Raw genomic sequence first — 25,176 nt, forward strand, 5'->3', positions numbered from 1 at the left:
CGGCGGAGGGCTCCATTCCGGGGGGCGGGGCCGTGGGCGTCACGGGGCGGGGATGGCAGGCGGAAAGCGACAGCAGGAGCAGCAGGGCGGCGTGGCGCATGGGCAAGGGGAAACTCTACCTTGCACGGGGAAACGCGCGACGCGTAGATTGCCGCGCGCTCATGGCCCGGGAAAAGGACAACATCGCTCTGTCCGACGAGCACAACACCCGCGGCATCGAGCTGGCGGACCGGGGCTGGCTGGACGAGGCCATCAAGGAGTTCAGGAAGGCCATCGACCTGGACCCCACGTCGGCGCACGCGCACGACAACCTGGCCACGGTCTACGCGGAGAAGAAGCAGTTCCGCGAGGCGCTGGCGGAGTACCTCACCGCGCTGAAGCTGGAGCCGGAGAGCGCCACCGCGCACTACAACCTGGCCTGCTTCCTCTCCACCCACGCCAGCGAGATGGCGGTGGAGGAGTACAAGGAAGCCATCGAGCTGGATCCGGAGTACCCGGACGCCCACCTCAACCTGGGCCTCACCTACGCGGACCAGGGGCGGGTGGAGGAGGCGATGCGCGAGCTGCACTCCGCCATCGAGCTGGATCCGCAGGACGCCTTCCCCCGGCATGAGCTGGCGGCGCTGATGATGGACGAGGGCGACTACCGCTCGTCCATCACCCAGCTGAAGGAAGTGGTGCGGCTGGAGCCGGACAACTTCGAGGCGCAGCTGGACCTGGGCATCTGCTACGCGCAGAAGGGCTTCTACGCGGAAGCGGAGCGCGCCTACGAGCGCGCCCGGGCGCTCAACCCGGACGACCTGCTGCTCAACTACAACCTGGCGGCGCTGTACGCGCTGTGGGGCCGTCCGAAGGACGCCGTCCAGGACCTGCAGAAGGCGCTGGCGGCGGACCGGCAGAAGGTCCTGGGGTGGCTGTCCGCGGACCCCATGTTCGACGTGCTCAAGGGCGATCCGGACTTCGAAGCCCTCTTCTGAGGGAATCACACAATGGAATGGGTTTTCCTGGGGCTGGCGCTGCTGCTGGTCGTCGCGAACGGCTTCTTCGTGGCGACGGAGTTCGCCATCGTGAAGATCCGCGCCACGCGCCTGCAGTCCCTGGTGGACGAGGGCACGCCGGGCGCGGGCATGGCCCTGAAGATGGTGGGCGAGCTGGACGCGTACCTGTCCGCCACCCAGTTCGGCATCACGCTCGCGTCGCTGGGCCTGGGCTGGCTGGGTGAGCCCGCGTTCGAACACCTGCTGCACCCGGTGATGGAGAAGGTGCTGCCGGAGGCGATGGCGGCGAAGTACGGCTCCACGGCGGCGGGCATCATCGGCTTCAGCATCATCACGTTCCTGCACATCGTGATGGGGGAGCTGGCGCCCAAGAGCGTCGCCATCCAGCGCGCGGAGCAGACGACGCTCGCGGTGGCGCTGCCCATGCGCGCGTTCTACGTCCTCTTCTACCCGGCCATCCGGCTGCTCAACTGGCTGGCGGGGCTGGTGCTCAAGGCCTTCGGCCTGCACTCCGCCAGCGAGTCGCACGAGGCCACCAACGAGGAGGAGCTGCGCGTCATCCTGCACAGCTCCGCGCAGGCGGGCGCCATCACCACGGCGCGCGCGGAGCTCCTGGAGCGCGCGCTGGAGATGGCGCAGAAGACGGCGCGGCAGGTGATGGTGCCGCGCAACCAGATGCGCTACCTGGACGTGGAGGAGCCGGTGGACAGGAACGTCATCGACGCGCGGGCGTCCGGGCACACGTGGCTGCCGGTGTGCCGGGGCAACCTCGACGAGGTCGAGGGCGTGGTCAACGTGAAGGACCTGTTCTTCCTCTTGTCGCGCGGCGAATTGCGCAGCCTGTCCCAGGTGCAGCGGCCGGTGCTCTTCATCCCGGAGAACGCGACGCTGGAGCAGCTCCTGGCGGAGTTCCGCCGCCGCCGCCGGCAGATCGCCCTGGTGGTGGACGAGCACGGTGGCACGTCGGGGCTTGTCACCATCGCGGACGTGGTGGCGGAGGTGGTGGGCGACGTGGCGGAGCTGGGCCGGCGCGTGGAGGAGGTCCGTGCGCTCCCGGGCGGCCGCTTCGAGTTGCCCGGCACCGCGCAGCTGGACGACCTGGAGGCCCAGCTGGACGTGAACTTCGACCTGAGCGACGACGAGAAGGGCGAGGTCACCACCATCGCCGGCTACCTGATGACGAAGCTGGGCCGGGTGCCGGAGACGGGCGACAGCCTCAAGCTCGACATGTGGCGTATCCTCGTGGAGGAGGTGGACGGCCCCCGCGTGGTGCGCGTGACGGTGGAGCCGCAGTCGCGCCCCACCGCGGTGCCCAAGGACGGAGGCCGCTCCACGGAGCCGCCCGCGTCGTCCGGCGAGACGGGGTGAAGGCCTAGCCCTTGGTGGGCTTCACGGCCTTCTTCTTCGCCCCGCCCTGGATGGAGGCCGGCTTCACCTTGGCGTTGCGCCGCTCCACCTTGAGCAGCTCCAGGTGGGTTTCGCCGTCCGTGGTCAGCTTCAGGATGCCCACGTCCGGCGCGAACCACATGAAGCTCTCCATGGAGCGGCCCTCCGAGCCGGGGCGGCTGGCGCGGGCCGTGGTGATGTTCTTGATCTTCAGCGCCTTGAAGGTGCCCGCCGCCACGGTGACCTCCTCCTCGCCCACCACCGTGGCCTCCTTGTCGAAGGTCGTGGCGATGATGGGGCGCAGGCCGCCCTTCCTCGCCGGGGGCTGGAGCTTCACCGACAGGCTGTTCTTCCAGCTGCCGCCCGGCACCATCACGGACGGCGCCGGCACGGCCGCGCCCTCCGCGTTCACCACCTGCACGTCCATGCCGGACGCGGACAGGAGCGTGCCCTCCAGGCCGCCCAGGCCCGTGCGCACGCCCTGGGCGTCGCAGGTGAGGTCCGTCTGGCCGCTGCGGCCCTTGAGGCTCACCGCCAGCGTGGCCTTCACCGTCCCGTCCGGGGCCGGGGCGACGTCCTTCGTCGCCAGCACCAGCTCCGAGGAGCGGCCCGCCCGGTACGTCAGCGTCAGGCCGTCCTCCATGGGGAACCAGGGGTTCGGACAGGGGGCCGGCGCCACCGCCGCCACCATGTCAGACCGGGGTGCTACCTGAGACGTCGGGGACGCGCCCACGAGGAGCGACAGAGCAAGCAAGGGCTGAAACGTAGGACGCCTCCAGAAAGATCAAGTGGAAGGTAGGGTGGGTCGGCTGCTTTGCAAGGGTGGTGCGAGCCCACCGACGAACCGGCCTGTAGCACTGGACATAGGGTCATGCGTGGCATGGTCACGCTTGATCCCCGGTGGGGTGCGTTGGTACTCCTGCCGAACGCTGCGGAGCCGATTTTCCGGCCTCGCGCGCGTTTTCACCCCGTCACACCGACGGCCTTGGGGAGAACCGCTGGCATGCGAATCAAGCGCCTGGACATCACCGGCTTCAAGTCGTTCATGGAGCGGAGCGTCTTCTCCTTCGACGAGGGCGTCACGGGCGTCGTCGGCCCCAACGGGTGTGGCAAATCCAACGTCGTGGACGCCATCCGCTGGGTGATGGGCGAGCAGAGCGCGAAGAACCTGCGCGGCCGCGGCATGGAAGACGTCATCTTCAACGGCTCGGAGAACAAGCCGCCCCTGTCCATGGCGGAGGTGTCGCTCACCTTCCTCGTGGACGACACGGACACGCTGGCGCCGCAGTACCAGGGCTTCAGTGAGATTACGGTGACGCGCCGGTTGTTCCGCAACGGCGACTCCGAGTACCTCATCAACAAGACCGTCTGCCGCCTGCTGGACATCACCGAGCTGTTCCTCGGCACGGGCGTGGGCACCAAGGCCTACTCCATCATCGAGCAGGGCCGCGTGGGCCTCATCGTCTCCAGCAAGCCGGAGGACCGCCGGCACCTCTTGGAAGAGGCCGCGGGCGTCACCAAGTACAAGGCCCGCCGCAAGGCCGCCGAGCGCAAGATGGAGGCCACCGAGGCCAACCTCCTGCGCGTCAACGACATCACGGGCGAGCTGGAGAAGCGGCTCGACACGCTGTCGCGCCAGGCGAAGAAGGCGGAGAAGTACCGCAAGCTCAAGGCGCGCATGCGGGAGATTGACCTGCACTCCACCAGCCACCGCGCGCTGGAGCTGATGGCGGAGAAGCGCGTGCTCCAGTCGCGCCTGGAGAACCTGGGCGGCGAGGAGCGCGAGGGCCTGGACCGGGTGAAGGAGCTGGAGGAGGTCATCACCCGGCGCCGCGCGGAGCTGGACGCGGAAGGAGCGGCCCTCCAGCAGTACGCCGGCGAGGTGCACGCGCTGGAGAGCGCCCTGCAGCGCGAGGCGCAGGAGCTGGCGTACGGCCGCCGCGACTTCGAGGAGACCGGCACGCGCGTGGCGTCCGCGCAGGCGGAGCTGGACGCGCTGCTCGCGCGGCAGGCGGAGGTGGTGCAGACCATGACGGCCCGCGAGGCGGAGCTGTCGGGCATCGCCGGGTCGTACAAGGAAGACGAAGTGGCCATGCAGGTGGCCCTGGAGGAGCAGCGCCGCGTCTCCGTGCTCCAGACCGAAATCTCCCTGCGCCTGGAGCAGGAGCGGGCGGGGTTGGTCGCCGTGGCCACGCGCTTGGCCAACCACGAGAGCAACCTGGTCAACCTCGCGCGCCAGCGCACGGACCTGGAGGCCCGCCGCGCGAAGCTGGCCGGGGAGCTGGAGGCCCTGCGCGCGCAGGAGCAGGAGCTGGACTCCGTCCGCACCCAGGCGGCGAAGCACGTGGAGGACACGCGCCACCTGGCCTCTGAACTCGCCGAGCGCCGGGGCCAGGAGGAGGAGGCGCTCACCCGCACGCGCGAGGCCTTCACGGAGAACGAGGTCCAGGTCATCGCGCTGCGCGAGGAGCTGAGCGACAAGCGCAGCCGCCTGTCGTCCCTGGAGGACATCCAGAAGAACTACGACGGCTTCGACCGGGGCGTGCGCGCCGTCATGGTGCGCGCGGCGGAGGCCGCCCGCGAGCAGGGCATCTTCGGCCTGGTGGCGGACGTGCTCACGGTGAACTCGCCGCGCTTCGAGCGCGCGGTGGAGGCCGCCCTGGGCGAGCGGCTCCAGCACGTCATCGTGGACAGCCGCGAGAAGGGCGTGGAGCTGGTGGAGTACTTGAAGGGCCACGCCGAAGGGCGCGGCACCTTCCTGCCGGTGCCTTCCGGCGAGCAGGCCCGGGCCTTCGTGGAGCCGGACCTCACGCGCCCGGGCGTCCTGGCGCACGCGCTGAAGGAAGTGTCCTGCGAGCCCGCGCTGGAGCCGGTGCTCAAGCTGCTCTTGGGTGACGTGGTCATCGTCCAGGACCTGCCGGCCGCGCGCGAGTACGCGGAGAGCACCCCCGCGCCGTGCACGCTCGTCACGCTGGAGGGCGAGGTCTTCCGCACCGACGGCTCCATCACCGGCGGCGAGCGCGAGGGCGCGGCGGTGGGCGCGCTCCAGAAGAAGCGCGAAATCGCGGAGCTGGCGGCCGAAGTGGCCCGGGTGGAGGAGCGCTACAACGAAATCCTGACCCGCCACTACACGCTCCAGAAGCAGATGGGGCAGGCGGAGGCCGTCCTCAAGGGCCTGGGCAAGGAGCAGCACGCGGAGGAGGTCAACCTGGCCAGCCAGGAGAAGGACCTCCACAAGGCGAGCGAGGACCTGGCCCGGGTGCGCGAGCGGCTGCGCTCGCTGGAGGGCGAGGAGGGGCAGCTGTCGCGGAGCCACACCGCGCTCGCCAACGAGGAGGAGTCCAGCCGCGGCGAGGTGGCCCACGGCCAGGCGGACCGCGAGGCGCGCGAGGAGCGCGTGCGCCAGTACGCCGGGGAGCTGGAGGGGCTGCGCCAGCGCGCGGACAGCGCGTCCTCGGACCTGATGGGCCTGCGCGTGAAGGTGGCCGCCGGCAGCGAGCGCGGCGAGTCCGCGCGCAAGGAGCTGGAGAGCCTGGTGGCGCAGCGCCGGGACATGGAGGCGCGCGTCAGCCGCCTGCAGGCCACGGTGACGGAGGGCCGCGCCAAGGTGGAGGTGCTGCAGGGCCGGCTCGCGGAGCTGGAGTCCACCAAGGACCAGCGCGCGGAGGAGCACCGCGTGGCCGCGGAGGCCCTGGAGGCCCGCCGCACCGCGCACACCACGGCCACCACGGAGGTGCGCGAGCAGGACACCGCCTTCCGCGAGCTGCGCGGCCGGCTGGACGAGCTCATGCAGGGCCTGTCCCAAATCACGCTGCGCGAGAAGGAGATTGGCCTGGAGCTGGAGCACCTGGCCGCCGGCATCCGCGAGCGCTACCAGCTGGAGCTGGCCACGGAGCTGCACAACTACCACCTGCTGGCGCCGCTCTCGCCGGAGGTGGAGAGCGAGCTCAAGGACCTGCGCGCGCAGGTGGAGAAGATGGGGGAGATCAACCTCACCGCCATCGACGAGCACGCGGAGCTGTCCAAGCGCTTCGAATTCCTCTCCACCCAGCGCCAGGACCTCCAGGCGTCCATCAGCCAGCTGAAGGAAGCCATCGTCCGCATCGACGCGACCAGCCGCGAGCGCTTCAAGCAGACCTTCGACGTGGTGAACGACAAGTTCCAGGCCATCTTCCCGCGCCTGTTCGGCGGTGGCCGCGCCAGCCTCATCCTGACGCAGGAGGGGCCCAACGGAGAGCCGGGCGTGGAAATCGTGGCCCAGCCCCCGGGCAAGAAGCTCCAGAGCGTCAACCTGCTCTCCGGCGGCGAGAAGGCCCTCACCGCCGTGGCGCTCATCTTCGGCATCTTCCTCATCAAGCCCACCCCCTTCTGCCTCCTGGACGAGGTCGACGCCCCGCTGGATGAGGGCAACGTGGGCCGCTACAACGACATGGTGAAGGAGATGAGCGGCCAGTCGCAGTTCATCCTCATCACCCACAACAAGCGCACCATGGAGATCGCCGACACGCTCTACGGCGTCACCATGGAGGAGCCCGGCATCTCCAAGCTCGTCAGCGTGAAGATGCGCGAGGCCTCCGCGCACAACGACGACAAGGTGCCCGCCGCGTCGTAAGGCGCGAAGCCCCCAAGGACGACGGGCGCCCCGGGATGTCCTCCGGAGCGCCCGTTGTCATTTCAGGTGCCGCGTGCCGCGAAGGACTACTTCTTCTTCGACGGGGCGTAGCTCTTCTTCGGGCAGGCGCCCTGGTCCGCGGCCAGACGCTGCTGGGCGGCGGAGAGGTCCTTCTGGGTGTTGGCCAGGGCCTCCTGGCTGGCGGCCTCCACCGGGGCCCAGTCTTCCTTCTGGGCCTTGAGCTCCTGCACCAGCTTCAGCGTCGTCTGGTCCACCGTCTCCTGCGCCTTGAGCGCGTCCACCCACTTGGTGGCGGAGTCCACCAGCGACTGGCACTTGGAGGACAGCTCGTCGAAGAGCTTGTAGTCCTTCGTCTTGGTGTACTTCTGCACGACGGCGTCATACGTGTCCGCCGCGTTGGTGCGCGCGCCGAAGGCGATGGCGGACGCGGCGGCCGTCTGGGTGCGCGCCAGCTCCAGCTGGAAGAAGCGCAGCTCCGGCGGCATGTCCGCGGAGGCCTCCACCGGGGCCTGCGAGTTGAAGAACACGAAGCGGAAGGGGAACTTCAGCTCGCCCGTCGTCGTCGCGGGCATCTTCGCCACCTTCGCCTGGAGGCAGGACGCGAGCTGGTCACCCTCGGTGCTGCCGGAGGGCTTGAAGACGACCTCCGTCGGGTTCGGCTGGCCCTTCACGATGTGGATGTCGGAGGTCAGCACCGGCGGCGTGGACGCGTTGTAGGCGGCGAAGCAGTCACACCAGCTCTTCTCCGCCAGGCGCACCGCGCCGGAGAAGTCCGAGCCCTCGTTGATGCCCATGGTGACGGAGGGGTTGTTGGCGGTGGCGTGGTCGTACTCGTACGTGGCCTCCACCGGCTTGGCGTCCGCCGCCAGCGCCGTGGGCTTCACGTGCGTGTCCAGCACCTGCTGGATGCAGGCGGTGCCCGCCGGGGTGAGGTTGTCCCCGGAGATGGCGTGCGCGGTGCCCTGGGCGTTGACGGTCGTCTTCACCGTCACCTTGGTGCTGGCCGCCGGGCCGCGGTGGGCCGGGTCCACCAGGCACTCCAGCACGTCCGGACGGACGCTCAGGAGCGCGCCCACGAGGACGCCCTCGTTGGCGGGCGAGGGCAGGGCCTGCTCACGCGGGAAGCAGGTCGCCAGGTCGAACGGGGGCTGGTTGGTGATGCGCAGCCGCTCTTCCTTGGTCATCTGCTTCTGCCCCTCGGCGGGGGCTTCGGTCTTCTGCTGTCCGGCACAGGCGGCGGTGAGGATGACGGAGGCGACGGCGAGACGTCTCAGCATGGTGAGGCTTTCTCCCGGTTGGGGTGGTTGGGACTGCGCTCGGGCGCTCACTTCTCCAGGCCCTCGGCGTTCTTGAGGTCCTTGAGGCGGAGCCCGTTCTTCTTCAACAGGCGGTAGAGGCTCTGCATGGACAGGCCGGTGCGCTGCTCCGCGGCCTTCATGTCGAAGGCCACCTCGCGCATGATTTCGGCGAAGTACAGCCGCTCGAAGTCCGCGAGCACCCGGTCCTTTGCTTCGTGGTACGGCATGCCGGTGACGATGGCCGTCACGTTGGTGGCCGGCTCCGTGCCCTCGGCCCGCTTGGGCGCGTGCGCCAGGAAGTCCAGCCAGCTGGTGTTGCCCGTCTCCTGCATCAGCGCGCCGCGCTCCAGCACGTTGCGCAGCTCGCGCACGTTGCCCGGCCAGTCGTAGCCCTCGAAGAGGGCCAGCGTCTGCGGCGTCAATTCCAGCGCGGCCTTCATGCCGCGCGACAGGGCCTGCGACAGCGTGGGGATGTCGTCGCGGCGGGTGCGCAGGGGCGGCAGCCGCACGCGCGCCACCGCGAGCCGGAAGTAGAGGTCCGCGCGGAAGCGGCCCTGGCGCACGTCCTCCTCCAGGTTGCGGTGCGTGGAGGCGATGACGCGCACGTCCACCGCCACCGGCTGCCGTCCAGCGACGGCACCTCGCGCGTCTCCAGCACGCGCAGCAGCTTGCCCTGCACGGACAGGGGCAGCTCGCCCACCTCGTCCAGGAAGAGGGTGCCGCCGCGCGCCGCCTCGAAGATGCCGCGCGCGGCCTTGTCCTCGTTCTCCCCGGCGCGCAAGCCCCCGAACAGCTCGCGCTCCGCCTTCTCCTCGGAGATGAGGTTGCAGTCCACGACCTTGAAGGCGCCGTGGCGGCGCAGCGAGTGCTGGTGCACCGCGCGCGCGGCCAGCTCCTTGCCCGTGCCCGTCTCACCCTCGACGAGCAGGTTCATGTCCTCGCGCGCGATGCGGCGCAGCTCCGTGAAGACCCAGCGCATCTTCTCCGAGCTGCCCACGAGCTGCCCGAAGGACTCCGTGCCGGCGACCTCCACCTCCGTCGCGCGGGCGGCCACCTTCACCGCCAGCTTCGTCTTGCCCAGCTCCACCTTGTCGCCGCTGCTGACGAAGGCCTGGAGGATGCGCCGGCCGTCCAGGAAGGTGCCGTTGCGGCTGCCGGTGTCGCGCAGCAGCAGCCCCTGCGGCAGCCGCTCCACCTCCAGGTGACGGCGGCTCACCGTCGGGTCGCTCAAGACCAGGTCCCCTGCGGCGTCGGAACCCACGCGCACCAGCGCGTCCCGCGTGGTGACCTTCTTGCCCTTGTCCGGACCGCCCACCACCTCCACCGTCCACTCGTGAAGGGGGACGCGGGTAGCCTGGGCTTCGCGCTCCGCCTGGACGGTTTCGGTGACATCCGGTCTGTCAATCATGGTCACGGACCCCTGGTCGCTACGGGGCGCGGGGGGCAAAAAGACCCCGCCTCGCCCTGAATCCCGCCTCTTTAGGGGGGACGGCACGCAAGGGGCAAGCGGAACAAGTGGACTCGGAAACGTCCGTTGAAGGTGAAGACAGAAGGGGCCCGTCCGCTCCCCTACCGGGGACGTCGGGCCTGCCTCCCGTGCGCCTTCACGCGTCAGTACTTCGAGGGGGCGTCGCTCGCGGGGAAGGACTCCTTGGACTGCTCGTCCACCGCGTCGTCGCCCGCGCCGCCGCCGGAGCGCACGGTCGCGTTGGTGGGGCCCTGCACCTCGCGCGTCGGCACCTCCGCGTTGGCGTTCGCCTTGCGCCGGGTGCCCCTGGACTCCGGCGCGGCCGCGCGGCCCGTGCCGGCCTGCGCGTTCACCATGCGCGCGCCCAGGAGGTTCTTGGCGCGCTCGGCCAGGTTGCGCTGCTCGTCCTGCCAGTCGCGGAAGAGCTGCGCCAGCTCCTGGTCCCCCGCGGCCTCCGCGTCGCGCAGGTACTGCTCGCTCACCGACGCGCCCTTGAGCAGGTGGTAGAGCGTGCTGATGAGGTCGTGGTGCTCATCCCGGGTCCCCGTCGTTGCCTGTCCGCCCGCCATGGTGTTCCTCCCGTGAAAAGGGGTGAATGCCTTGACGGTGAAGCTAGGCACGGTGGGCACGGGTGGCGTCCGGACCCGGGGCCCGGCCGCCTGGCTGCTTACGCGTGGAGCATCGGGTCCAGCTTGCCCTCGCGGTCGAGCGCGGCCATGTCGGAATAGCCGCCCACGTGCGTGTCGCCGATGAAGATCTGCGGCACGGTGCGCTGGCCACCGCTCATCTCCACCAGCTTCGCGCGGGCGTCGTCGTCCCCGGTGACGTCCACCTCTTCATAGGCCACACCCTTGCGCTTGAGCAGGTCCTTCGCGCGCACGCAAAAGCCACAGTAGGTCGTCGTGTAGATCTTCACGGGCTTCATGGATTTCCTCCTGGCTCTCTTGATGCCAAACCTAAGGGTCCGTTGCACGCGTGACCACGGGCCTTGTCGCGTGCCTGGCCCCTTGAAACACAACGGCCCCCGGCAGCCCATGTGGGTGCCGGAGGCCGTCAAGTCCCGTCCCTGATGCGTCAACGACGCGGGGAAGGGTGGGGCGACTACATGCCCATGCCGCCCATACCGCCCATGCCACCCATGCCGCCCATGCCACCGCCGGCGGCGCCCTTGTCGTCGTCCGCCTTCGGGCGCTCGGCGACCATGGCCTCCGTGGTGAGCATCAGCGAGGCGACCGACGCGGCGTTCTGCAGCGCGGTGCGGCTCACCTTGGCCGGGTCGATGACGCCCGCGGCCAGCAGGTCCTCGTAGACGCCCGTGGCGGCGTTGAAGCCGAAGGAGCCCGTGCCCTCCTTCACCTTGTTCACCACCACGCTGCCCTCCAGGCCGCCGTTGCCGACGATCTGACGCAGCGGCTCCTCGACGGAGCGACGGATGATGTCCACGCCGGACTTCTCACCGTCGGCGACCTTCAGGGTGTCCAGGGCCTTGAGGCAGCGGATGTACGCCACGCCACCGCCGGGCACCACGCCCTCTTCCACGGCCGCGCGGGTCGCGTTGAGCGCGTCCTCCACGCGGGCCTTCTTCTCCTTCATCTCCGTCTCGGTCGCGGCGCCCACGTTGATGACGGCCACGCCGCCCACGAGCTTCGCGAGGCGCTCCTGGAGCTTCTCACGGTCGTAGTCGCTGGAGGTCTCCTCCACCTGGGCGCGGATCTGCTTCACGCGCGCCTCGATCTCCGTCTGCGCACCGGAGCCGTCGACGATGGTGGTGTTGTCCTTGTCGATGGTGATGCGCTTGGCGCGGCCCAGGTCCTGGAGCGTCAGCGTGTCCAGCTTGATGCCCAGGTCCTCGGCGATCATCCGGCCGCCGGTGAGGGTCGCGATGTCCTCCAGCATGGCCTTGCGGCGGTCGCCGAAGCCCGGCGCCTTCACCGCCGCCACGTTCAGCACGCCGCGGATCTTGTTCACCACCAGGGTGGCCAGGGCCTCGCCCTCGACCTCCTCGGCGATGATCAGCAGGGGCTTCCCGGCGCGCGCCACCTGCTCCAGGATGGGGAGCAGGTCCTTCATCGACGAGATCTTCTTCTCGTGGATGAGGATGAGGGGTCGTTCAGCACGACCTCCATGCGCTCCGGATCCGTCACGAAGTACGGGGACAGGTAGCCGCGGTCGAACTGCATGCCCTCGACGACGTCCAGGGTGGTGTCCAGGCCCTTGGCCTCTTCCACCGTGATGACGCCCTCCTTGCCGACCTTCTCCATCGCGTCCGCGATGATCTGGCCGATGGTGGTGTCGCCGTTCGCGGAGATGGTGCCAACCTGGGCGATCTCCTTGTTGCCCTTGGTCGGCTTCGCCAGCGTCTTCAGCTCGGCGATGATGGCCGTGACGGCCTTGTCGATGCCGCGCTTGATGTCCATCGGGTTGTGGCCCGCGGCGACCAGCTTCGCGCCCTCGCGGAAGATGGCCTGCGCCAGCACGGTGGCCGTGGTGGTGCCGTCACCGGCGACGTCGGAGGTCTTGGAGGCGACCTCCTTGACCATCTGGGCGCCCATGTTCTCGAACTTGTTCTCCAGCTCGATTTCCTTCGCCACCGTCACGCCGTCCTTCGTGATGGTGGGGGAGCCGAAGCTCTTCTCGATGACGACGTTGCGGCCCTTGGGCCCCAGGGTCACCTTGACCGCGTCGGCCAGGATGTTCACGCCGCGCAGGATGGCGTCACGCGCGCGCACTTCGAAAATGATGTCCTTCGCCATGGTCTGAATCCTCTAGAGGTTGGGAGTGGAAAGACGAACGGCGGGCTTCACTTCTCGATGATGCCCAGCACGTCCTCTTCGCGGAGGATCAGGTGATCCTCGCCGTCCAGCTTGATCTCCGTGCCCGCGTACTTGCTGAAGAGGATGGTGTCGCCGGCCTTGATGTCCATGGCGCGCACCTTGCCGTCCTCCAGCACCTTGCCGTTGCCGACGGCGATGACCTTGCCCTCGAGCGGCTTCTCCTTCGCCGTGTCGGGGATGAAGAGGCCACCCTTGGTCTTGTTCTCCTCGGCGACGCGCTTGATGATGAGCCGATCCTGCAGGGGACGAATCTTCATGGCTTGCTCCTGTGAATCGCGGCTGCCGGAGGCGGACGGAAGGTCCGGACCGGGACGCCGCAGGGGTTGTTGAAAAAGAGCCTGTGGGCCCTGGCTTTGGCACTCGCACCTGCTGAGTGCTAACGCCCAGGCGCGGCGGATAATAACCAGGGACTTCACCTCGTCAAGCGACGTCGGGACATCTGTCCGGATGCCTCTAAATACCCGTCCTGATTGGGCTTTTCTCGAAAACATTCCCGCCGGGCGCGCCTGCCCGCAAGGCCGTCCCGGGTGTCGTGCCGTTGGCACTCGGCGCCCCTGAGTGCCAGCGTAAGTACCTGATAAGACTTGGGCCGCCTTTGCCTGCCCGGGGCCGCGTGGCTACGCTTGTACGGAGCGTGTCCTGGTGGGTCCGGGCGCCGGCCCGGTGGCCTTCCAGGCTTCATCCGGGAGGTGTGCTCGATGAGCGGACTGGTGACGTCCTCTTCCTCGCTGAAGGAGTTCTTCCGGGAACTCCTCTTGGAGGTCGCGGCCCGGCAGCGGGTGGCGCTGGGCGAGTCCACCGAGTTCTATCTGGTGAACCTGCTGGCGGAGTTCGCGGCCACGGACAAGCTGTTCAGCCGTGACGCGGAGGGCCGGCGGGACCACGAACCCCTGGCGGAGCTGTACCACCGCGCGCTGCAGCAGGAGCGCGAGGAGCGCATCCGCACGCTGCGGCGGCTGGGCGACGTGTCGCTCTACAAGGTCGGCTTCTTCTCCGGCGCGCTGCAGCAGGGGATGGTGGGGCCCGACTACTACATCCAGATGGGCGGCGCGGCCTACGGACAGGTGGCGGAGCTGGTGCCTCCGGGCGGCTTCACCGGCGTGTACCGCGAGCTGTGCGACAAGTTCCGCTCGCTCGTGGAGGTGCTGGAGGAGATCAGCGCGCGGGGGCTGATGAGCGCGGGGCCGGAGGGCGCGCTGCGCGTCTACGAGTCCTGGTCGCGCACGGGCAGCGACCGGCTGGAGCGCGTGCTGGTGGATGCGGGTTGGGTCCCGCGCAAGGGGTCGCTTGCCAACTGACGCCGCGGACTTCCCGCTCGTGGGGAGGCTCCAGGCCCACCTGGAGGCCATCTACGGCTTCCGGTGCGAGGCCCGCGCGGAGGCCTTCGTGGTGGTGGACGCGGAGGTCGCCGCGCTGCTGGGCGGCACCGGGCGCGCGCCGGAGGAGCTCCTGGTGCTGGAGGCCCGGGGCGACCTGGAGGTTGCGCTCTACCTGGACCCTTCCTTGCGCGAGCGCATGGGGCGCTACGCGGGCAGCCCCCTCGCCTCCGTGCTGGAGGGCGACCTGGACGGCTACTGCCAGGTGACCGAAGGCGTCAGCCACTTCCTCTACGTCGCGCACACGGCGCACCACGAGCGCACGGTGTCGCTCCTGGAGCTGGAGGCCCAGGCGGAGGTGGACAAGTTCGTGGTCTGCCTGCTGCACCGCTGGGGAGAGGGCGTGGCCGGGTGGGCGCGGGAGCTGCTGACGCGCCTCTTCGACCGGGTCGCGTACCAGCCGCTCTTGTCCGGGGAGGAGCGCTGGCGCTACGAGGAGGCGAACCGGCTGTCCCGGCGCTTCTGCACACGGCTCATGCCGCACGTCCTGGACCGGCGGTTGGACCGGCTCCTCGGCGACCTGCGTTATGCGTACCGGCTGGGCGCGGAGGCCAAGCTGCGCCACTTCGCGCACGGCGGTTGAGGGTCCCGGCCGCCCGCTGCTTCGGGTAGGGTGGGGGCCATGCCGCGCGAGGCGTCCTCAGGAGGCATCGTCATCCGCTTCCAGGACGGTGCCTGGGAGGTCGCGGTCATCCGTCCGCACGGGCGCCAGCTGTGGGCGCTGCCCAAGGGGCACGTGGACCCGGGCGAGTCGCCGGAGCAGACCGCGCGGCGCGAGGTGCGGGAGGAGACGGGGCTCTCCTCGGTGGCGCTGCTCGCGCCCCTGGGGGAGATCCGCTACGTCTACCAGTTCCGGGGGCAGCGCATCTTCAAGCGCGTCCACTTCTTCCTCTTCCGCTACGAGGCGGGGGAGCTGGGGCCGCTGCCGGGGCCGCGCGTGGAGGTGGACGAGGTGCGCTGGATGCCGCTCGAGGGGCTGATTCCGGCGCTGGGCTACAAGGGTGAGAAGGCCGTCGCCGGCCGGGCGCTGCGGTGGATGCGCGCCCAGGGCCTGGCGTCCGGGGCTCCTCCCCCCGTGGAGGGGAAGGAGCCGGGGTAGGGCGTCAAGGCTACTTCTTGGCTTCCTCGCCCACGTACTTGCCGGACAGCGCCTCGCGCACGTCGCGGTCGAACTTCACGCGCTGGGTGGCGACCTCGCGCAGGGCGAGCACGGGCGGCTTGTTCTTCGACGTCTCGATGATGGGCCGGGCGCCGGCCATCAGCTGGCGCGCGCGCTTGGCGCCCAGGAGCACCAGCGCGAACCGGTTGTCCACGTAGGGAAGGCAGTCTTCAACGGTAACGCGGGCCATGGAACATCCTTCTTGGCTCTGGGGAGCCGGTGGAAGCCTCTCAACCTAAAGAGCACCTCCGGATCAGTCAAGGAAGGATGGCGGGCCGGAAGCCCCACCGGGCGCCCAGCCGGGCACCGCCTCCCCGCACTCCCTCCAGCCCTGGAGACTGACGGCCAGCGGACGCACTCGCACTCCGGGTGTTGGCTGCCATACGCTCCATTCCCAGCCTCCGGAGTTCAAGGGCCCGGGGCCACAACGGATCCGGAAGCGCGCGTTGTCTTTGCGAGTAGGGACTGGGACTCCAGGGTGGGTCCCGATTGCCCCGCCCCGGGGCTCTCCAGGGCGCGGGCTCGCAGGAGGAGGTTCCGCAATGAGGGCAGGAGCGTCCCGCGGCGTTGGCCGTGCCCAGCGGGTGGCGGGGGGGAAGGTGGCGGCGTGGGAGAGGGGGGCCGTGGTGAGTGGGCCGGTGCTCGTCACGGGGCCCACGGGCAACGTGGGGCGGGCGGTGGTGCGCGCGCTGCTGGCGGAAGGGGTGGCGGTGCGCGCGGCGGTGAGGTCGCCGGAGCACACGGTGTCGCTGCTCAAGGAGATGGACGGGGACGTGATGCCGGTGCCGCTGGACTTCCGGCGGCCGGAGACGTTCCTCCCCGCGCTGGAGGGCGTGCGGGGCGTGTTCCTGATGCGGCCTCCGGCCATCGCCAGCATGCAGGACACGCTCAACGCCTTCGTGGATGCGGCCGCCACGCAGGGCGTGAAGCAGGTGGTGTTCCTCTCCGTGGACGGCGCGGACAAGCGCTCGTGGATTCCCCACCACGCGGTGGAGGAGCACCTGAAGCGCTCGTCGCTGGGGTGGACGCTGCTGCGGCCGACCTTCTTCGCGCAGAACCTGGGGGACGCCTACCGGGAGGACCTCCGCCAGGACCACCGCCTCTTCGTCCCCGCGGCCCACGGCCGGGTGGCCTTCGTGGATGTGCGCGACGTGGGGGACCTGGTGGCGCGGGCGCTGCTGGACATGTCCCTGCTCAACCGCGCCTTCACCCTCACCGGGCCTGAGGCGGTGACGTTCGAACAGGTGGCGGCGATCCTGTCGGAGGTGCTGGGCCGCCCCATCCGCTATGAGCCCGCGTCGGTGGCCGGCTACGTGCGCCACCTGCACGGCCGGCGGATGCCCTGGGGCCAGGTGGCCGTCCAGACGCTGCTCCACGTGGGGCTGCGCTTTGGCCAGGCGGAGCAGGTGGACCCCACGCTCACCAACCTGCTGGGCCGCCCCACGCGCACGGTGCGCCAGTACATCGAGGACCACGCGCCGCTCTGGCGCTGACGGCCTTCAGGCGTACCAGAGCGCCCAGAGGATGAGCACGTACTGAAGGATGGTTTTGACGTCCATGGGCGGTGGGGCTCCTCGCGGCGGCATGGAAGCCCGCGCGAGGCGCCCCGTCCACGCCTACTTCGCGGCGAATGCCTCACCGACGATGGCGCGCGCCTCCTGGACGATGGTGTCCAGGTGCGCCTGGTCGCGGAAGCTCTCCGCGTAGATTTTGTACACGTCCTCCGTGCCGGACGGCCGCGCGGCGAACCAGCCGTTCTCCGTCGTCACCTTGAGGCCGCCGAGGTCCGCGTTGTTGCCCGGGGCGCGCGTGAGGCGCTGGAGGATGGGCTCGCCCGCGAGCGACGTGGCCTTCACCGCCTCCGGGGACAGCTTCTTCAGCGCGGCCTTCTGCGCGGACGTGGCCGGCTGGTCGATGCGCGTGTACAGCGGCGCGCCGAACTTCCTGGCCAGGTCCTGGTAGTGCTCGCCCGGGTCCTTGCCCGTGCGCGCGAGGATTTCCGCCGCGAGCAGGTCCAGGATGATGCCGTCCTTGTCGGTGGTCCACACGGTGCCGTCCTTGCGCAGGAAGGACGCGCCCGCGCTCTCCTCGCCGCCGAAGCCCAGCGAGCCGTCCAGCAACCCGTCCACGAACCACTTGAAGCCCACCGGCACCTCCACCACGCGCCGGCCCAGGTCCTTGCCCACGCGGTCGATGAGGCTGCTGCTCACCAGCGTCTTGCCCACCGCCGCGTCCGCCTTCCAGCCCGGGCGGTTGCGGAAGAGGTAGCTGATGCAGACGGCCAGGTAGTGGTTCGGGTTCATCAGCCCCTGGCTGCGGGTGACGATGCCGTGGCGGTCGGAGTCCGTGTCGTTGCCGAACGCGAGCGCGTACTGGTCCTTGAGCTTCACCAGGTTCGCCATCGCGTACGGCGACGAGCAGTCCATGCGGATCTTCCCGTCGTGGTCCGCGGGCATGAAGCCGAAGGTGGGGTCCACGGTGGGGTTCACCACCGTGAGGTCCAGGCCGTACCGCTGGGCAATCGGCGCCCAGTACGCCAGGTTGGAGCCGCCCAGCGGATCCGCGCCCAGCTTCAGCTTCGCGCCCCGGATGACCTCCAGGTCCACCACGTTCGCCAGGTCCGCGACGTACGGGGTGATGAAGTCGTACGCCTTCACCGTGGCGCTCGCGCGCGCCCGCTCGTAGGGGACGCGCTGGACGGCCTGGTTGCCCGAGGCCATCAGCGCGTTGGCGCGCTTCTCCACGATGGACGTGACGTTCGTGTCGGCGGGGCCGCCGTTGGGCGGGTTGTACTTGATGCCGCCGTCCTCCGGCGGGTTGTGGGACGGGGTGATGACGATGCCGTCCGCGAGCCCGCTCGTGCGGCCCCGGTTGTACGTGAGGATGGCGTGGGAGATGACCGGCGTGGGCGTGGCGCCGTCCGTGTAGCGGACCTCCACGCCGTGGGCGGCCAGCACCTCCAGCGTGGTGCGCTGGGCGGGCTCGGAGAGGGCGTGCGTGTCCATGCCCAGGAACAGCGGGCCGTCATAGCCCTGCTGCTTGCGGTACTCGCACAGGGCCTGGGCCACCGCGAGGATGTGAGCCTCGTTGAAGCCGCGGCGCGCGGCGCTCCCCCGGTGGCCGGAGGTGCCGAAGGCCACGCGCTGCTCGGCCACGGACGCGTCGGGCGTGTCGTCGTAGTACTGCGCGCGCAGCTTCTCGGGGTTGATCAGCAGGTCGCGCGAAAGGGGCTTGCCAGCGTTGGGGTGTGCCATGACGGGGCCACCCTAGCCGCGCGCGCTTTCCAAAGGGGAGCCGAAGTCGCGTCCCCTGTCCGGCGCCGCACCCGCCCTGGCGCGCTTCCGTCCAGTAGCGGGCGGGAGCGCGGGGAGTCAGGACGGGGACGCGTGTCCGGAAGCCGTCAGCGCGCCACGGCGACGGAGGCCGCGGTGGAGGAGGCGGGAGGCAGGGCCTCCGGCGCGGGGGGCTCGTCCTCCTGCGGCTGGGCGGCCTGCTCCGGCAGGAACATCAGCAGCACCAACGCGGGGATGGCCGCCGCGGCGGTGAAGGCGAAGAACGTGGGCCAGCCCATCCACGTGGCCAGGTAGCCGGACACGGAGCCGATGAGTCGGTTGGCGATGGTGCCCAGCGCGGACAGGAGCGCGTACTGCGTGGCGCTGAAGCTCTTGTGGCACAGCGACATCACGAAGGCCGCGAACGCGGTGACGCCCAGGCCCGTGCAGACGTTGTCCACGGCGATGGCGCCCGCGAGCATCAGGTCGTTCTTGCCCACCAGCGACAGGGCCATGAAGGCCAGGTTGGTGAGGCCCTGCGCGGCGCCGAAGATGAACAGCGCGCGGCGCATGCTGAGCTTCACCATCAGCACGCCGCCCAGCAGGCCACCGCCGATGGTGGCCACCATGCCCAGCGTCTTGCTGAGCGCGCCAATCTCCGTGTTGGAGAAGCCCAACTCGATGTAGAAGGGCGTCACCATGCTGGCGGCGATGGCGTCCCCCAGCTTGTAGAGCACCAGGAACGCGAGCACCCCCAGCGCGTACCTGCGGCGGAAGTAGTCCACGAAGGGCCGCACGACGGCATCCGCCAGGTTGCGCGGAGGCCGCACGCTCTGGGGCTCCGGGGCCAGCAGCGTCGCCACCACGCCCACCCCCATGAGCAGGCCCATCACGTAGTACGTCCGGGACCAGCCCAGGTGATCCGACAGGATGAACGAGAGCCCGCCCGCGACGAGCATCCCCATCCGGTAGCCGGTGACGTACATCGAGTTGCCCAGCCCGCGCTCCTCCATCGGGAGGATGTCCGTGCGCCACGCGTCCGCGACGATGTCCTGGCTGGCGGACAGGAACGTCACCACCACCGCCATGCACGCCATGGCCATGGCGTCGTCCTTCGGGTTCACCAGCCCCATGGCGGAGATGGCGCCCATGAGCAGCACCTGCGTGAGCAGCATCCAGCCGCGCCGGCGGCCCAGGAAGGGCAGGGTGTAGCGGTCCATCAGCGGCGCCCACAGCACCTTGAAGGTGTAGGGCAGCGCCACGAGGCTGAAGACGCCAATCGTCTTGAGGTTCACCCCCTCGTTCTTCATCCACGCGGACAGCGTGACGCCGGTCAGCCACAGGGGGAGGCCGGACGCGAAGCCGACGGCCATCAGGAGCCAGATGCGCCGGCTCTTCAAGACGGTGAGAAGCGAGGAGTTGGGCATGGGGGCGCGGGGAAACAGCCGCCAGCATAGAGAATCCACCCCGCACGTCACCTCCCGAAGGCCAGGGAATGTCCGCCCGGCTGCTGTCCGGCCCTGAGCCCGGGCGGCCTCTTCGGGGCTACGGGTTCAGCGCGGACACGTCCGGGCAGCTGCTCCGGTCGCCCTCGGTGGGGTTGAGGAAGTCCCAGTTGCGCTGCATGAAGGTGATGCGCGTCCGGACGTCCCAGCACTCCGTGTACTGCGCGCCCATCGCGTCCCCCTCCAGGATGTTGAGCACCAGCACGCCCCGGCCGTCCGGCGTCCAGCGCGCCAGGATGTCCAGCGTCTCCAGGAGCCCGCCGGGAATCAGGTCCACCCCCGGCAGCCGGAACGCCATCTCCCCCAGCCCCTCCGGCGTCTGACGCGACGCATAGCGCGTGAGGGGCACCGCGGCCCCCGCGCCGGTGAAGAGCAGCTCCACGCGCGTGGGCAGGGCCTTCGTCTGGTAGCCGATGTCCAGCCGGTCCAAGGCCGTCGCGTCTCCCGTCTCGAAGCCGTGGGCGCGGGCCTCCTCGAGGTCCAGCGCGAGCGTGCCCTCACCCTTGCGGATGCCGCCGTCCGCCTTGAAGGTGCCGGGCAGGTAGGTCCACCACGCGCTCTCGCCGCCGCCGCTGGGGCGGTACTGGAGGAGGTACGCGAAGGAGGCGCCCTGGCGCTCCATCACGAAGCGCAGCTCGTGGCCCGGGTGGTCCTTGGCGGGGAAGGGGCCCCAGATGCGCCGGTCGGTTTCGCGCGTGGTGGGTGGGGCGTCGCGGAACAGCTCCAGCAGGGAGAGCAGGCCGTCCACGCTGGTGTTGAACCGCGTGCCCGCCGTGTAGGCCTGGAGCGCGAGCTCCGACGTGCCGCCCAGCACCTGCGACGCGCTCAGCCGCTGGGCGCGCGTGCCCAGGCCCTGGCCGGAGCGGGCGGTGTCCGGCAGCTTCGCGGCCAGGTCCTCGCGCTGGGGCAGGGCGTTGTGGAACTCCAGGTCGTCGTTGGAGAAGTCGCCGCCGCACGCGACCGCGAGGAGGCAGGGGAGGGCCAGGGCCAGCTTTCGCGTCACGGGGTCCCTCATGGCTCGTACGTGAGGAGCGCGGCCAGCTCCCAGAACCCCAGGGAGCGCTGCGCGTCGACGGTGTATTGGAGGTACTGCAGGCGGCTGCGCGCGGTGAGGTTCAGCCGGCGCGTGAGCTGGAGGCGCGCGCCGGTCGCCAGGCCCGGCGACACCATGGCGAAGCGCTGATCCGGGAACGCCCCGTCGTCGAACTTGCGGCCCATGACGAGGTACGCGACGCGCACGCCCACGAACGGGGAGAAGCGGCCCACGGGCCACTCCGCGGTGAGGCTGGTGCCCACGTTCACCACGGAGTAGCGGTACGCCGGCCCCTCCAGCGTGGGCAGCGCGAGCACGCCGTTCGTGCCGCCCACCGCCGCGTCGAAGCCCCAGACCCAGTCGCGGCGGAAGTAGTCGTGCAGCTCCGCCTCCGCGCCGAACAGGGGCACGGAGAGGAAGAGGGACTCGCGCGTCGGTGCGTCGAAGAAGGACTGGAAGCCGCCGGTGAGGCCGAAGGTCCACCAGGCGCCCTTGTCCAGCAGGGCGCCCTTCACCGGGTCGTCGGAGAAGGGCGCGTCCTTGAAGCGCGGCTCCTGCAGGATGGTGGTCCGGCCGCGCGCGACCTCCACCTCGCCGATGCGCAGCCGGTCGCTGAGGCGGCGCTTCACGCGGTAGGTGCCGGGGGCCAGGGCCACGCGGCGCTCGGTGTCCGCGGCCTTGTCCAGCTCCGCGACCACGCTGCCGCCCGGATCCACGAAGTAGTAGGCGCCCGCGGGGGCGTTGCCGGGGACGACCAGGCCTTCGGCGCTCGCGCGCAGGTCGGTGAGGACCAGGTCGCCGTTGCCCGCCAGGTCGTAGCTGAACGTCGGGTGCTGGGGGCCCGCGCTGCTGTCGGCCGTGTCCGCGACGGTGCGGGCGTAGGCGTGCGAATACGCCTCGAAGAGCGTCACGCGTCCGTCGCCGCTGCGGTCCGCGTCGCCCAGCAGGCCGCTGGCCAGGTGGTGGGAGAAGTAGCTGCCGCCCAGCGCGTCCGACTCCTGCGAGTCCTCGTCCGCGGCGCTGGAGGTGAGGATGACGACGCCCCGGGCATCGCGTGCCGCGCCGGACTCCACGTCGAAGGCCGGGGCCCTGCGGGCGCCCTTGGTGCGGGTGAGCGCGCCGGAGCGGCAGGAGTCGAGGATGGCGATGCGGATGTCCACCGGCGCGTCGGCCAGCCGGCGCTTGAGCGCGTCGAAGGCGAGCCGTGAGGCGCCCAGCCGCAGCGCTCCGTCCTTCGCGTGGCCGGAGTAGTAGACGAACAGCGCGGTGCGCTCCCCGCGAGCCTGGGCCGCGCGGGCCCGCTGCTCCAGGTCCGACAGCGCGACGAGGAAGTCCTTCGCGTCGTCATCCAGCAGGAGCTTCGCGTCGGCCGGCGCCACGCCGCCCAGCCGCGTGAGCAGGTCGTGCATCTTGCGCGCATCGTCGCGCGCGTAGCTCAGGGGCCGCGTGTCCGCGCCGCCCGTGTCGTTGCCCGCGATGAGCGCGAAGCGGTGCAGCGTGTCCGCGTGCGCGGCGGTGGAGGCCAGCGCCAGGGCGGGAACGGAGGCCCGCAGCGCGGCGAACCAGGGGCGCAAGCGCCCTGACGTGCGGAGGCCCGCGCGGGCAGGCGCTACCCATGCGGACACGACAGCCCACGAGACGCGGATGATGCGCGTGAGCGCGTCCCGTGCCCGGTCCACCACGGGCGCAAGCCTCGCTCGCGCCTGTTTCACGAGGCCGTCACTCATGGCTTCTGGAGGACCCACTGCGTCTGCGCCCCCGCCACGTCCAGCGGCGCCATGCGCGTGACGTCGCGGCCCGCGGCGTCGAAGGCCTTCCGGGCCGCGTCGCTCAGCGCGTCCATCGACACGGGCGCATCCGTCAGCACCAGCACCACGCGCTCCGCGCCAACGCCGGTGAACTCCACGCTCTCCGGCAGCCAGTGCTGTCCCGCGCCCGGCTCCACCGCGAGGCTGTCCCCGGACTCCGGATACAGCGGCGTCACTTCGCCTTGCGCATCCACCGACAGCGCCGCCACGTAGCGGTACGCGTCCGCCGTGTAGCCCAGCCGCACGCGCTCGCCGGGCTGGAGCGCTTCCGGCGCCTCCGTGCTCGCCACCCGCTGCGGCTCCACGCCCCCACCGATTCGCAGCTCCGCGTCCGCGCCGCCCTTGAGGCGATTGCCCGCCACGGGAGGCCGCACCGGATCCGCCGTCCCCTGGGGCTCCAGCAGCGGACGCGCCAGCACGAGCATCAGCACGGACGCCGCCACCGCCATCAACGGCCGGACCCACTGCGCGCGTGTCGCCGGCTGCGCGGACTCCTTCGCCTGCCTCGCGCGGGCCCGCTCCACGCCGGCCTCGAAGCGTTCGAAGGGCACCTCCGCCTCGAAGGCGGCCTGCGCGTCCACGAAGGACCGGAGCGTCGCGCGACAGGCCTCGCACGCCTCCGCATGCGCCCGGGCGCGGGTGGCTTCCGGGGCGGGCAGCTCGCCGGCGTGCAGGCGGCGCAAGGTCCAGCTCGATTCATGCGCGCTCATCGGACGCTCAGCTCCTCTCCACCCAGCTCCGCGAACTGCTCCAGCCGCTTCCTCACCGTGGGCACCGAACGCCCCAGCACCGCGGCCACCTCTTCCAGGGTCATCCCGTCCACGTGGTAGTGGATGGCCGCCGCCTGCGTCTCCGCGTCCACCCGGGCCAGCAGCTTGCGCACCAGGTCGCGCGTCTCCATCGCCTCCGCCCCGCCGTGGCCCTCCGAGCGGGCCGCCTCGTCCCTGGCGAACCACTTGCGCCACGCCGCCCCTTCCGAGCGCAGCTGGTTGAGGCAGTGGTGCGTGGCGATCTTCATCAGCCACGTGAGCGGTGACGCCTCCGCCCGGAACGAGTCCCCGTGCACGAGCACGCGGGCGAAGACGTCGTGCATCGCGTCCTCCGCCCGGCTCTCGTCCTTCAGCAGGTAGCGGCAGCGCTCACGCACGCTGCCGCCGTACTTCACGTACAGCTCGCGCAGGACGGCCCGCCGGTCCTCGTTGGGACGGGGAGGCACCACCTTCAGGGCCAGCGGGGTCGGTCCGGTCACGCGCGGCTGTAGCCTACCGCGACCCGGCTCACAGCGACGAGTACACCGCGGCCGTGAACCCGCCGCAGGCCGCCTCCGCCTCGCCGTAGCCCACGCGCGGGTCCAGGCTGACGCGGAAGTAGGTGCTGAGGAAGTTCGTGTCCCAGCACTCGTTCAGCGTGGCCTCGCCCAGCAGGTCGCCCCCCGTCACCTTGATGTCCGAGCGGCCCGCCCCCGTCGCCGTCCAGCGGCTCTTGATGGACAGCCGCTCCAGCTTCGCGCGCAGCGGGTCGCCGTTGTCGATGTCCTGGTTCGTCGCGAACTCGAACTCGCCGCCCGCCGTCGCGGACGCCTTGTAGTGGTAGTTCCCGTCCACGCGCTTGCTGGCGTCGTTGTCGTCACGCACCTGGTGGAAGTCCGCGTCCACCGTGGCCTCCGCGGTGGCGCTCGGGCGCGCGTAGCGGATCTCCACCGTGCCCACGTGGTCGTCCGCGTCCGGCAGCGTGTGCGCCGCGTCCCAGTCGATGAACAGCTCGCCGGAGCCATAGCCCTTCACGCGCTCGCCGTCCGCGTCCACCGCCACCTGCTGCGCGCCGGACAGCACCGCCCGGAAGGCGCTGTCCTCCTCCGTCTTCGCCTTGCCCTCCAGCACCCAGGAGAACGACGCCTCCCCCGACTTCGTCACCGTCAGCCGCCACGACGTGGGGCTCAGCGCCTCCGTGCTCGGACCCCACACCGCCTTGTTCTCCTCCAGCGTCGTCGGCGGATACTTGGCGATCTGCTCGATGAGGTTGAGCACCCACAGCGTGCCGCCGTTCACCGCCACCGTGGCGTTCACCGTCGCCTGGTAGTACTCCGCCTTCTGCCCCTGGCCGTACTGCGCGGTGGGGCCGGCCGCCGTCAGGCCCTGGCCGTCCTGCTTCGGCGCCTTCACCTGCGTCATCTCCTTGGAGGGCAGGCCGTCACGGAACGTGTCCGCGTCGTTGCCCTGGACGTCGTTGCAACCGGCGAACAGCAGGGAGGCACACAGCAGGCTCTTGCGCAGCATGGTCGGGTGTCCTTTCAGGGCCCGTCGTGCGGGCCGTGCGGCAGGGAATTCGCCCCTATGGACACCGGCCAGGCGAAAAACAGAAAAAGGGCCCGCTCGGGTGGGAAAACTTCAACGAAACCGGCCCCTT

Annotated in this window: 21 protein-coding genes and 2 pseudogenes; 7 read left to right on the forward strand and 16 right to left on the reverse strand. The window is 70.4% G+C overall.

Going from position 1 to position 25,176, the window contains the following annotated elements; genetic code table 11:
* Window positions 1–161: 161 nt before the first annotated feature.
* Together ACLEQD_RS02720 and ACLEQD_RS02725 are read left to right on the forward strand one after the other, a co-directional pair.
* On the forward strand, window positions 162–977 hold the full coding sequence (locus tag ACLEQD_RS02720; protein WP_410381538.1) for a tetratricopeptide repeat protein: 816 nt from the start codon (window positions 162–164) through the stop codon (window positions 975–977).
* A 12-nt stretch (window positions 978–989) separates the two neighbouring features.
* On the forward strand, window positions 990–2,366 hold the full coding sequence (locus ACLEQD_RS02725; RefSeq protein ID WP_410381540.1) for a hemolysin family protein: 1,377 nt from the start codon (window positions 990–992) through the stop codon (window positions 2,364–2,366).
* Window positions 2,367–2,370: 4 nt separating this feature from the next.
* On the opposite strand, the gene ACLEQD_RS02730 is transcribed toward ACLEQD_RS02725, so the two are convergent.
* Window positions 2,371–3,075, reverse strand: a complete 705-nt coding sequence (locus ACLEQD_RS02730; protein WP_410381542.1) for a hypothetical protein — start codon at window positions 3,073–3,075, stop codon at window positions 2,371–2,373.
* Between the two features lie 312 nt (window positions 3,076–3,387).
* Between ACLEQD_RS02730 and smc the strand changes: the two genes are divergently transcribed.
* Window positions 3,388–6,996, forward strand: a complete 3,609-nt coding sequence (gene smc / locus ACLEQD_RS02735; protein ID WP_410381544.1) for a chromosome segregation protein SMC — start codon at window positions 3,388–3,390, stop codon at window positions 6,994–6,996.
* 86 nt (window positions 6,997–7,082) lie between these two features.
* Here the strand turns inward: smc and ACLEQD_RS02740 are convergent, their stop codons facing one another.
* From ACLEQD_RS02740 to groES, 7 genes and pseudogenes are all read right to left on the reverse strand, one after another.
* Entirely contained in the window at window positions 7,083–8,294 is a 1,212-nt protein-coding gene (locus tag ACLEQD_RS02740; RefSeq protein ID WP_410381546.1) for a hypothetical protein, read from the reverse strand.
* 47 nt (window positions 8,295–8,341) lie between these two features.
* Complete coding sequence (locus ACLEQD_RS02745; protein WP_410381588.1) at window positions 8,342–8,878, reverse strand: hypothetical protein; 537 nt, start codon at window positions 8,876–8,878, stop codon at window positions 8,342–8,344.
* Between the two features lie 3 nt (window positions 8,879–8,881).
* Window positions 8,882–9,723 (reverse strand): annotated as a pseudogene (locus tag ACLEQD_RS02750) (sigma 54-interacting transcriptional regulator); the annotation flags it as partial.
* A gap of 203 nt (window positions 9,724–9,926) precedes the next feature.
* Window positions 9,927–10,352 carry a hypothetical protein gene (locus ACLEQD_RS02755; protein WP_410381548.1) on the reverse strand — a complete coding sequence of 142 codons (426 nt, stop codon included), beginning with the start codon at window positions 10,350–10,352 and terminating at the stop codon, window positions 9,927–9,929.
* Between the two features lie 98 nt (window positions 10,353–10,450).
* Window positions 10,451–10,708, reverse strand: coding sequence for a glutaredoxin 3 (gene grxC / locus ACLEQD_RS02760; RefSeq protein WP_120621901.1), 258 nt, complete (start codon window positions 10,706–10,708; stop codon window positions 10,451–10,453).
* Between the two features lie 176 nt (window positions 10,709–10,884).
* Window positions 10,885–12,536, reverse strand: a pseudogene (groL, locus tag ACLEQD_RS02765) (chaperonin GroEL).
* A 47-nt stretch (window positions 12,537–12,583) separates the two neighbouring features.
* Window positions 12,584–12,874, reverse strand: a complete 291-nt coding sequence (gene groES, locus ACLEQD_RS02770) for a co-chaperone GroES (RefSeq protein WP_014395362.1) — start codon at window positions 12,872–12,874, stop codon at window positions 12,584–12,586.
* A gap of 441 nt (window positions 12,875–13,315) precedes the next feature.
* On the opposite strand from groES, the gene ACLEQD_RS02775 reads away from it, so the two are divergent.
* The 3 genes from ACLEQD_RS02775 to ACLEQD_RS02785 are packed head-to-tail and all read left to right on the forward strand — an operon-like array spanning window position 13,316 to window position 15,092.
* Window positions 13,316–13,915, forward strand: a complete 600-nt coding sequence (locus tag ACLEQD_RS02775) for a hypothetical protein (protein ID WP_120527950.1) — start codon at window positions 13,316–13,318, stop codon at window positions 13,913–13,915.
* The gene (locus ACLEQD_RS02780) at window positions 13,875–14,576 is read left to right on the forward strand and encodes a hypothetical protein (protein ID WP_410381551.1); all 702 of its coding nucleotides are present in this window, start codon (window positions 13,875–13,877) and stop codon (window positions 14,574–14,576) included. Before ACLEQD_RS02775 ends, ACLEQD_RS02780 begins: the two co-directional genes overlap by 41 nt.
* Window positions 14,577–14,615: 39 nt before the next feature.
* Window positions 14,616–15,092, forward strand: a complete 477-nt coding sequence (locus ACLEQD_RS02785) for an NUDIX hydrolase (RefSeq protein ID WP_171418928.1) — start codon at window positions 14,616–14,618, stop codon at window positions 15,090–15,092.
* Between the two features lie 10 nt (window positions 15,093–15,102).
* On the opposite strand, the gene rpoZ is transcribed toward ACLEQD_RS02785, so the two are convergent.
* Window positions 15,103–15,342 (reverse strand): DNA-directed RNA polymerase subunit omega, encoded by a 240-nt coding sequence (rpoZ, locus tag ACLEQD_RS02790; RefSeq protein WP_014395366.1) that lies wholly within the window; start codon window positions 15,340–15,342, stop codon window positions 15,103–15,105.
* A 433-nt stretch (window positions 15,343–15,775) separates the two neighbouring features.
* On the opposite strand from rpoZ, the gene ACLEQD_RS02795 reads away from it, so the two are divergent.
* Window positions 15,776–16,645, forward strand: a complete 870-nt coding sequence (locus ACLEQD_RS02795) for an SDR family oxidoreductase (protein ID WP_410381553.1) — start codon at window positions 15,776–15,778, stop codon at window positions 16,643–16,645.
* Between the two features lie 123 nt (window positions 16,646–16,768).
* Here ACLEQD_RS02795 and pgm read toward each other — a convergent pair whose 3' ends face one another.
* The 7 genes from pgm to ACLEQD_RS02830 all read right to left on the reverse strand — a co-directional run bounded on the left by pgm (window position 16,769) and on the right by ACLEQD_RS02830 (window position 25,046).
* Window positions 16,769–18,406, reverse strand: a complete 1,638-nt coding sequence (pgm, locus tag ACLEQD_RS02800; protein ID WP_410381555.1) for a phosphoglucomutase (alpha-D-glucose-1,6-bisphosphate-dependent) — start codon at window positions 18,404–18,406, stop codon at window positions 16,769–16,771.
* A gap of 146 nt (window positions 18,407–18,552) precedes the next feature.
* On the reverse strand, window positions 18,553–19,851 hold the full coding sequence (locus tag ACLEQD_RS02805) for an AmpG family muropeptide MFS transporter (RefSeq protein WP_410381557.1): 1,299 nt from the start codon (window positions 19,849–19,851) through the stop codon (window positions 18,553–18,555).
* 118 nt (window positions 19,852–19,969) lie between these two features.
* Entirely contained in the window at window positions 19,970–20,932 is a 963-nt protein-coding gene (locus ACLEQD_RS02810; protein WP_410381559.1) for a hypothetical protein, read from the reverse strand.
* 8 nt (window positions 20,933–20,940) lie between these two features.
* Window positions 20,941–22,689: a caspase domain-containing protein gene (locus ACLEQD_RS02815; RefSeq protein WP_410381561.1), complete on the reverse strand. Its 1,749-nt coding sequence runs from the start codon at window positions 22,687–22,689 to the stop codon at window positions 20,941–20,943.
* A complete protein-coding gene (locus ACLEQD_RS02820) occupies window positions 22,686–23,480 on the reverse strand; it encodes an ACP synthase (protein ID WP_410381563.1) in 795 nt (264 codons plus the stop codon). Before ACLEQD_RS02820 ends, ACLEQD_RS02815 begins: the two co-directional genes overlap by 4 nt.
* Entirely contained in the window at window positions 23,477–24,019 is a 543-nt protein-coding gene (locus ACLEQD_RS02825; RefSeq protein WP_410381565.1) for an RNA polymerase sigma factor, read from the reverse strand. Before ACLEQD_RS02825 ends, ACLEQD_RS02820 begins: the two co-directional genes overlap by 4 nt.
* A 28-nt stretch (window positions 24,020–24,047) precedes the next feature.
* The gene (locus ACLEQD_RS02830; RefSeq protein WP_410381567.1) at window positions 24,048–25,046 is read right to left on the reverse strand and encodes a hypothetical protein; all 999 of its coding nucleotides are present in this window, start codon (window positions 25,044–25,046) and stop codon (window positions 24,048–24,050) included.
* Between the last annotated feature and the right edge of the window lie 130 nt (window positions 25,047–25,176).

Source organism: Corallococcus sp. 4LFB, from assembly GCF_046520365.1.
Lineage (GTDB): Bacteria > Myxococcota > Myxococcia > Myxococcales > Myxococcaceae > Corallococcus > Corallococcus caeni.

Bases quoted from the DNA above. Each gene is read 5' to 3' on its own strand.
- smc (WP_410381544.1), top strand. From the start codon at position 3,388: ATGCGAATCAAGCGCCTGGACATCACCGGCTTCAAGTCGTTCATGGAG.
- ACLEQD_RS02815 (WP_410381561.1), bottom strand. From the start codon at position 22,689: ATGAGTGACGGCCTCGTGAAACAGGCGCGAGCGAGGCTTGCGCCCGTG.
- ACLEQD_RS02720 (WP_410381538.1), top strand. From the start codon at position 162: ATGGCCCGGGAAAAGGACAACATCGCTCTGTCCGACGAGCACAACACC.
- ACLEQD_RS02740 (WP_410381546.1), bottom strand. From the start codon at position 8,294: ATGCTGAGACGTCTCGCCGTCGCCTCCGTCATCCTCACCGCCGCCTGT.
- ACLEQD_RS02775 (WP_120527950.1), top strand. From the start codon at position 13,316: ATGAGCGGACTGGTGACGTCCTCTTCCTCGCTGAAGGAGTTCTTCCGG.
- ACLEQD_RS02780 (WP_410381551.1), top strand. From the start codon at position 13,875: ATGCGGGTTGGGTCCCGCGCAAGGGGTCGCTTGCCAACTGACGCCGCG.
- groES (WP_014395362.1), bottom strand. From the start codon at position 12,874: ATGAAGATTCGTCCCCTGCAGGATCGGCTCATCATCAAGCGCGTCGCC.
- ACLEQD_RS02755 (WP_410381548.1), bottom strand. From the start codon at position 10,352: ATGGCGGGCGGACAGGCAACGACGGGGACCCGGGATGAGCACCACGAC.
- ACLEQD_RS02785 (WP_171418928.1), top strand. From the start codon at position 14,616: ATGCCGCGCGAGGCGTCCTCAGGAGGCATCGTCATCCGCTTCCAGGAC.
- pgm (WP_410381555.1), bottom strand. From the start codon at position 18,406: ATGGCACACCCCAACGCTGGCAAGCCCCTTTCGCGCGACCTGCTGATC.
- ACLEQD_RS02730 (WP_410381542.1), bottom strand. From the start codon at position 3,075: ATGGTGGCGGCGGTGGCGCCGGCCCCCTGTCCGAACCCCTGGTTCCCC.
- rpoZ (WP_014395366.1), bottom strand. From the start codon at position 15,342: ATGGCCCGCGTTACCGTTGAAGACTGCCTTCCCTACGTGGACAACCGG.
- ACLEQD_RS02805 (WP_410381557.1), bottom strand. From the start codon at position 19,851: ATGCCCAACTCCTCGCTTCTCACCGTCTTGAAGAGCCGGCGCATCTGG.
- ACLEQD_RS02830 (WP_410381567.1), bottom strand. From the start codon at position 25,046: ATGCTGCGCAAGAGCCTGCTGTGTGCCTCCCTGCTGTTCGCCGGTTGC.
- ACLEQD_RS02725 (WP_410381540.1), top strand. From the start codon at position 990: ATGGAATGGGTTTTCCTGGGGCTGGCGCTGCTGCTGGTCGTCGCGAAC.
- grxC (WP_120621901.1), bottom strand. From the start codon at position 10,708: ATGAAGCCCGTGAAGATCTACACGACGACCTACTGTGGCTTTTGCGTG.
- ACLEQD_RS02820 (WP_410381563.1), bottom strand. From the start codon at position 23,480: ATGAGCGCGCATGAATCGAGCTGGACCTTGCGCCGCCTGCACGCCGGC.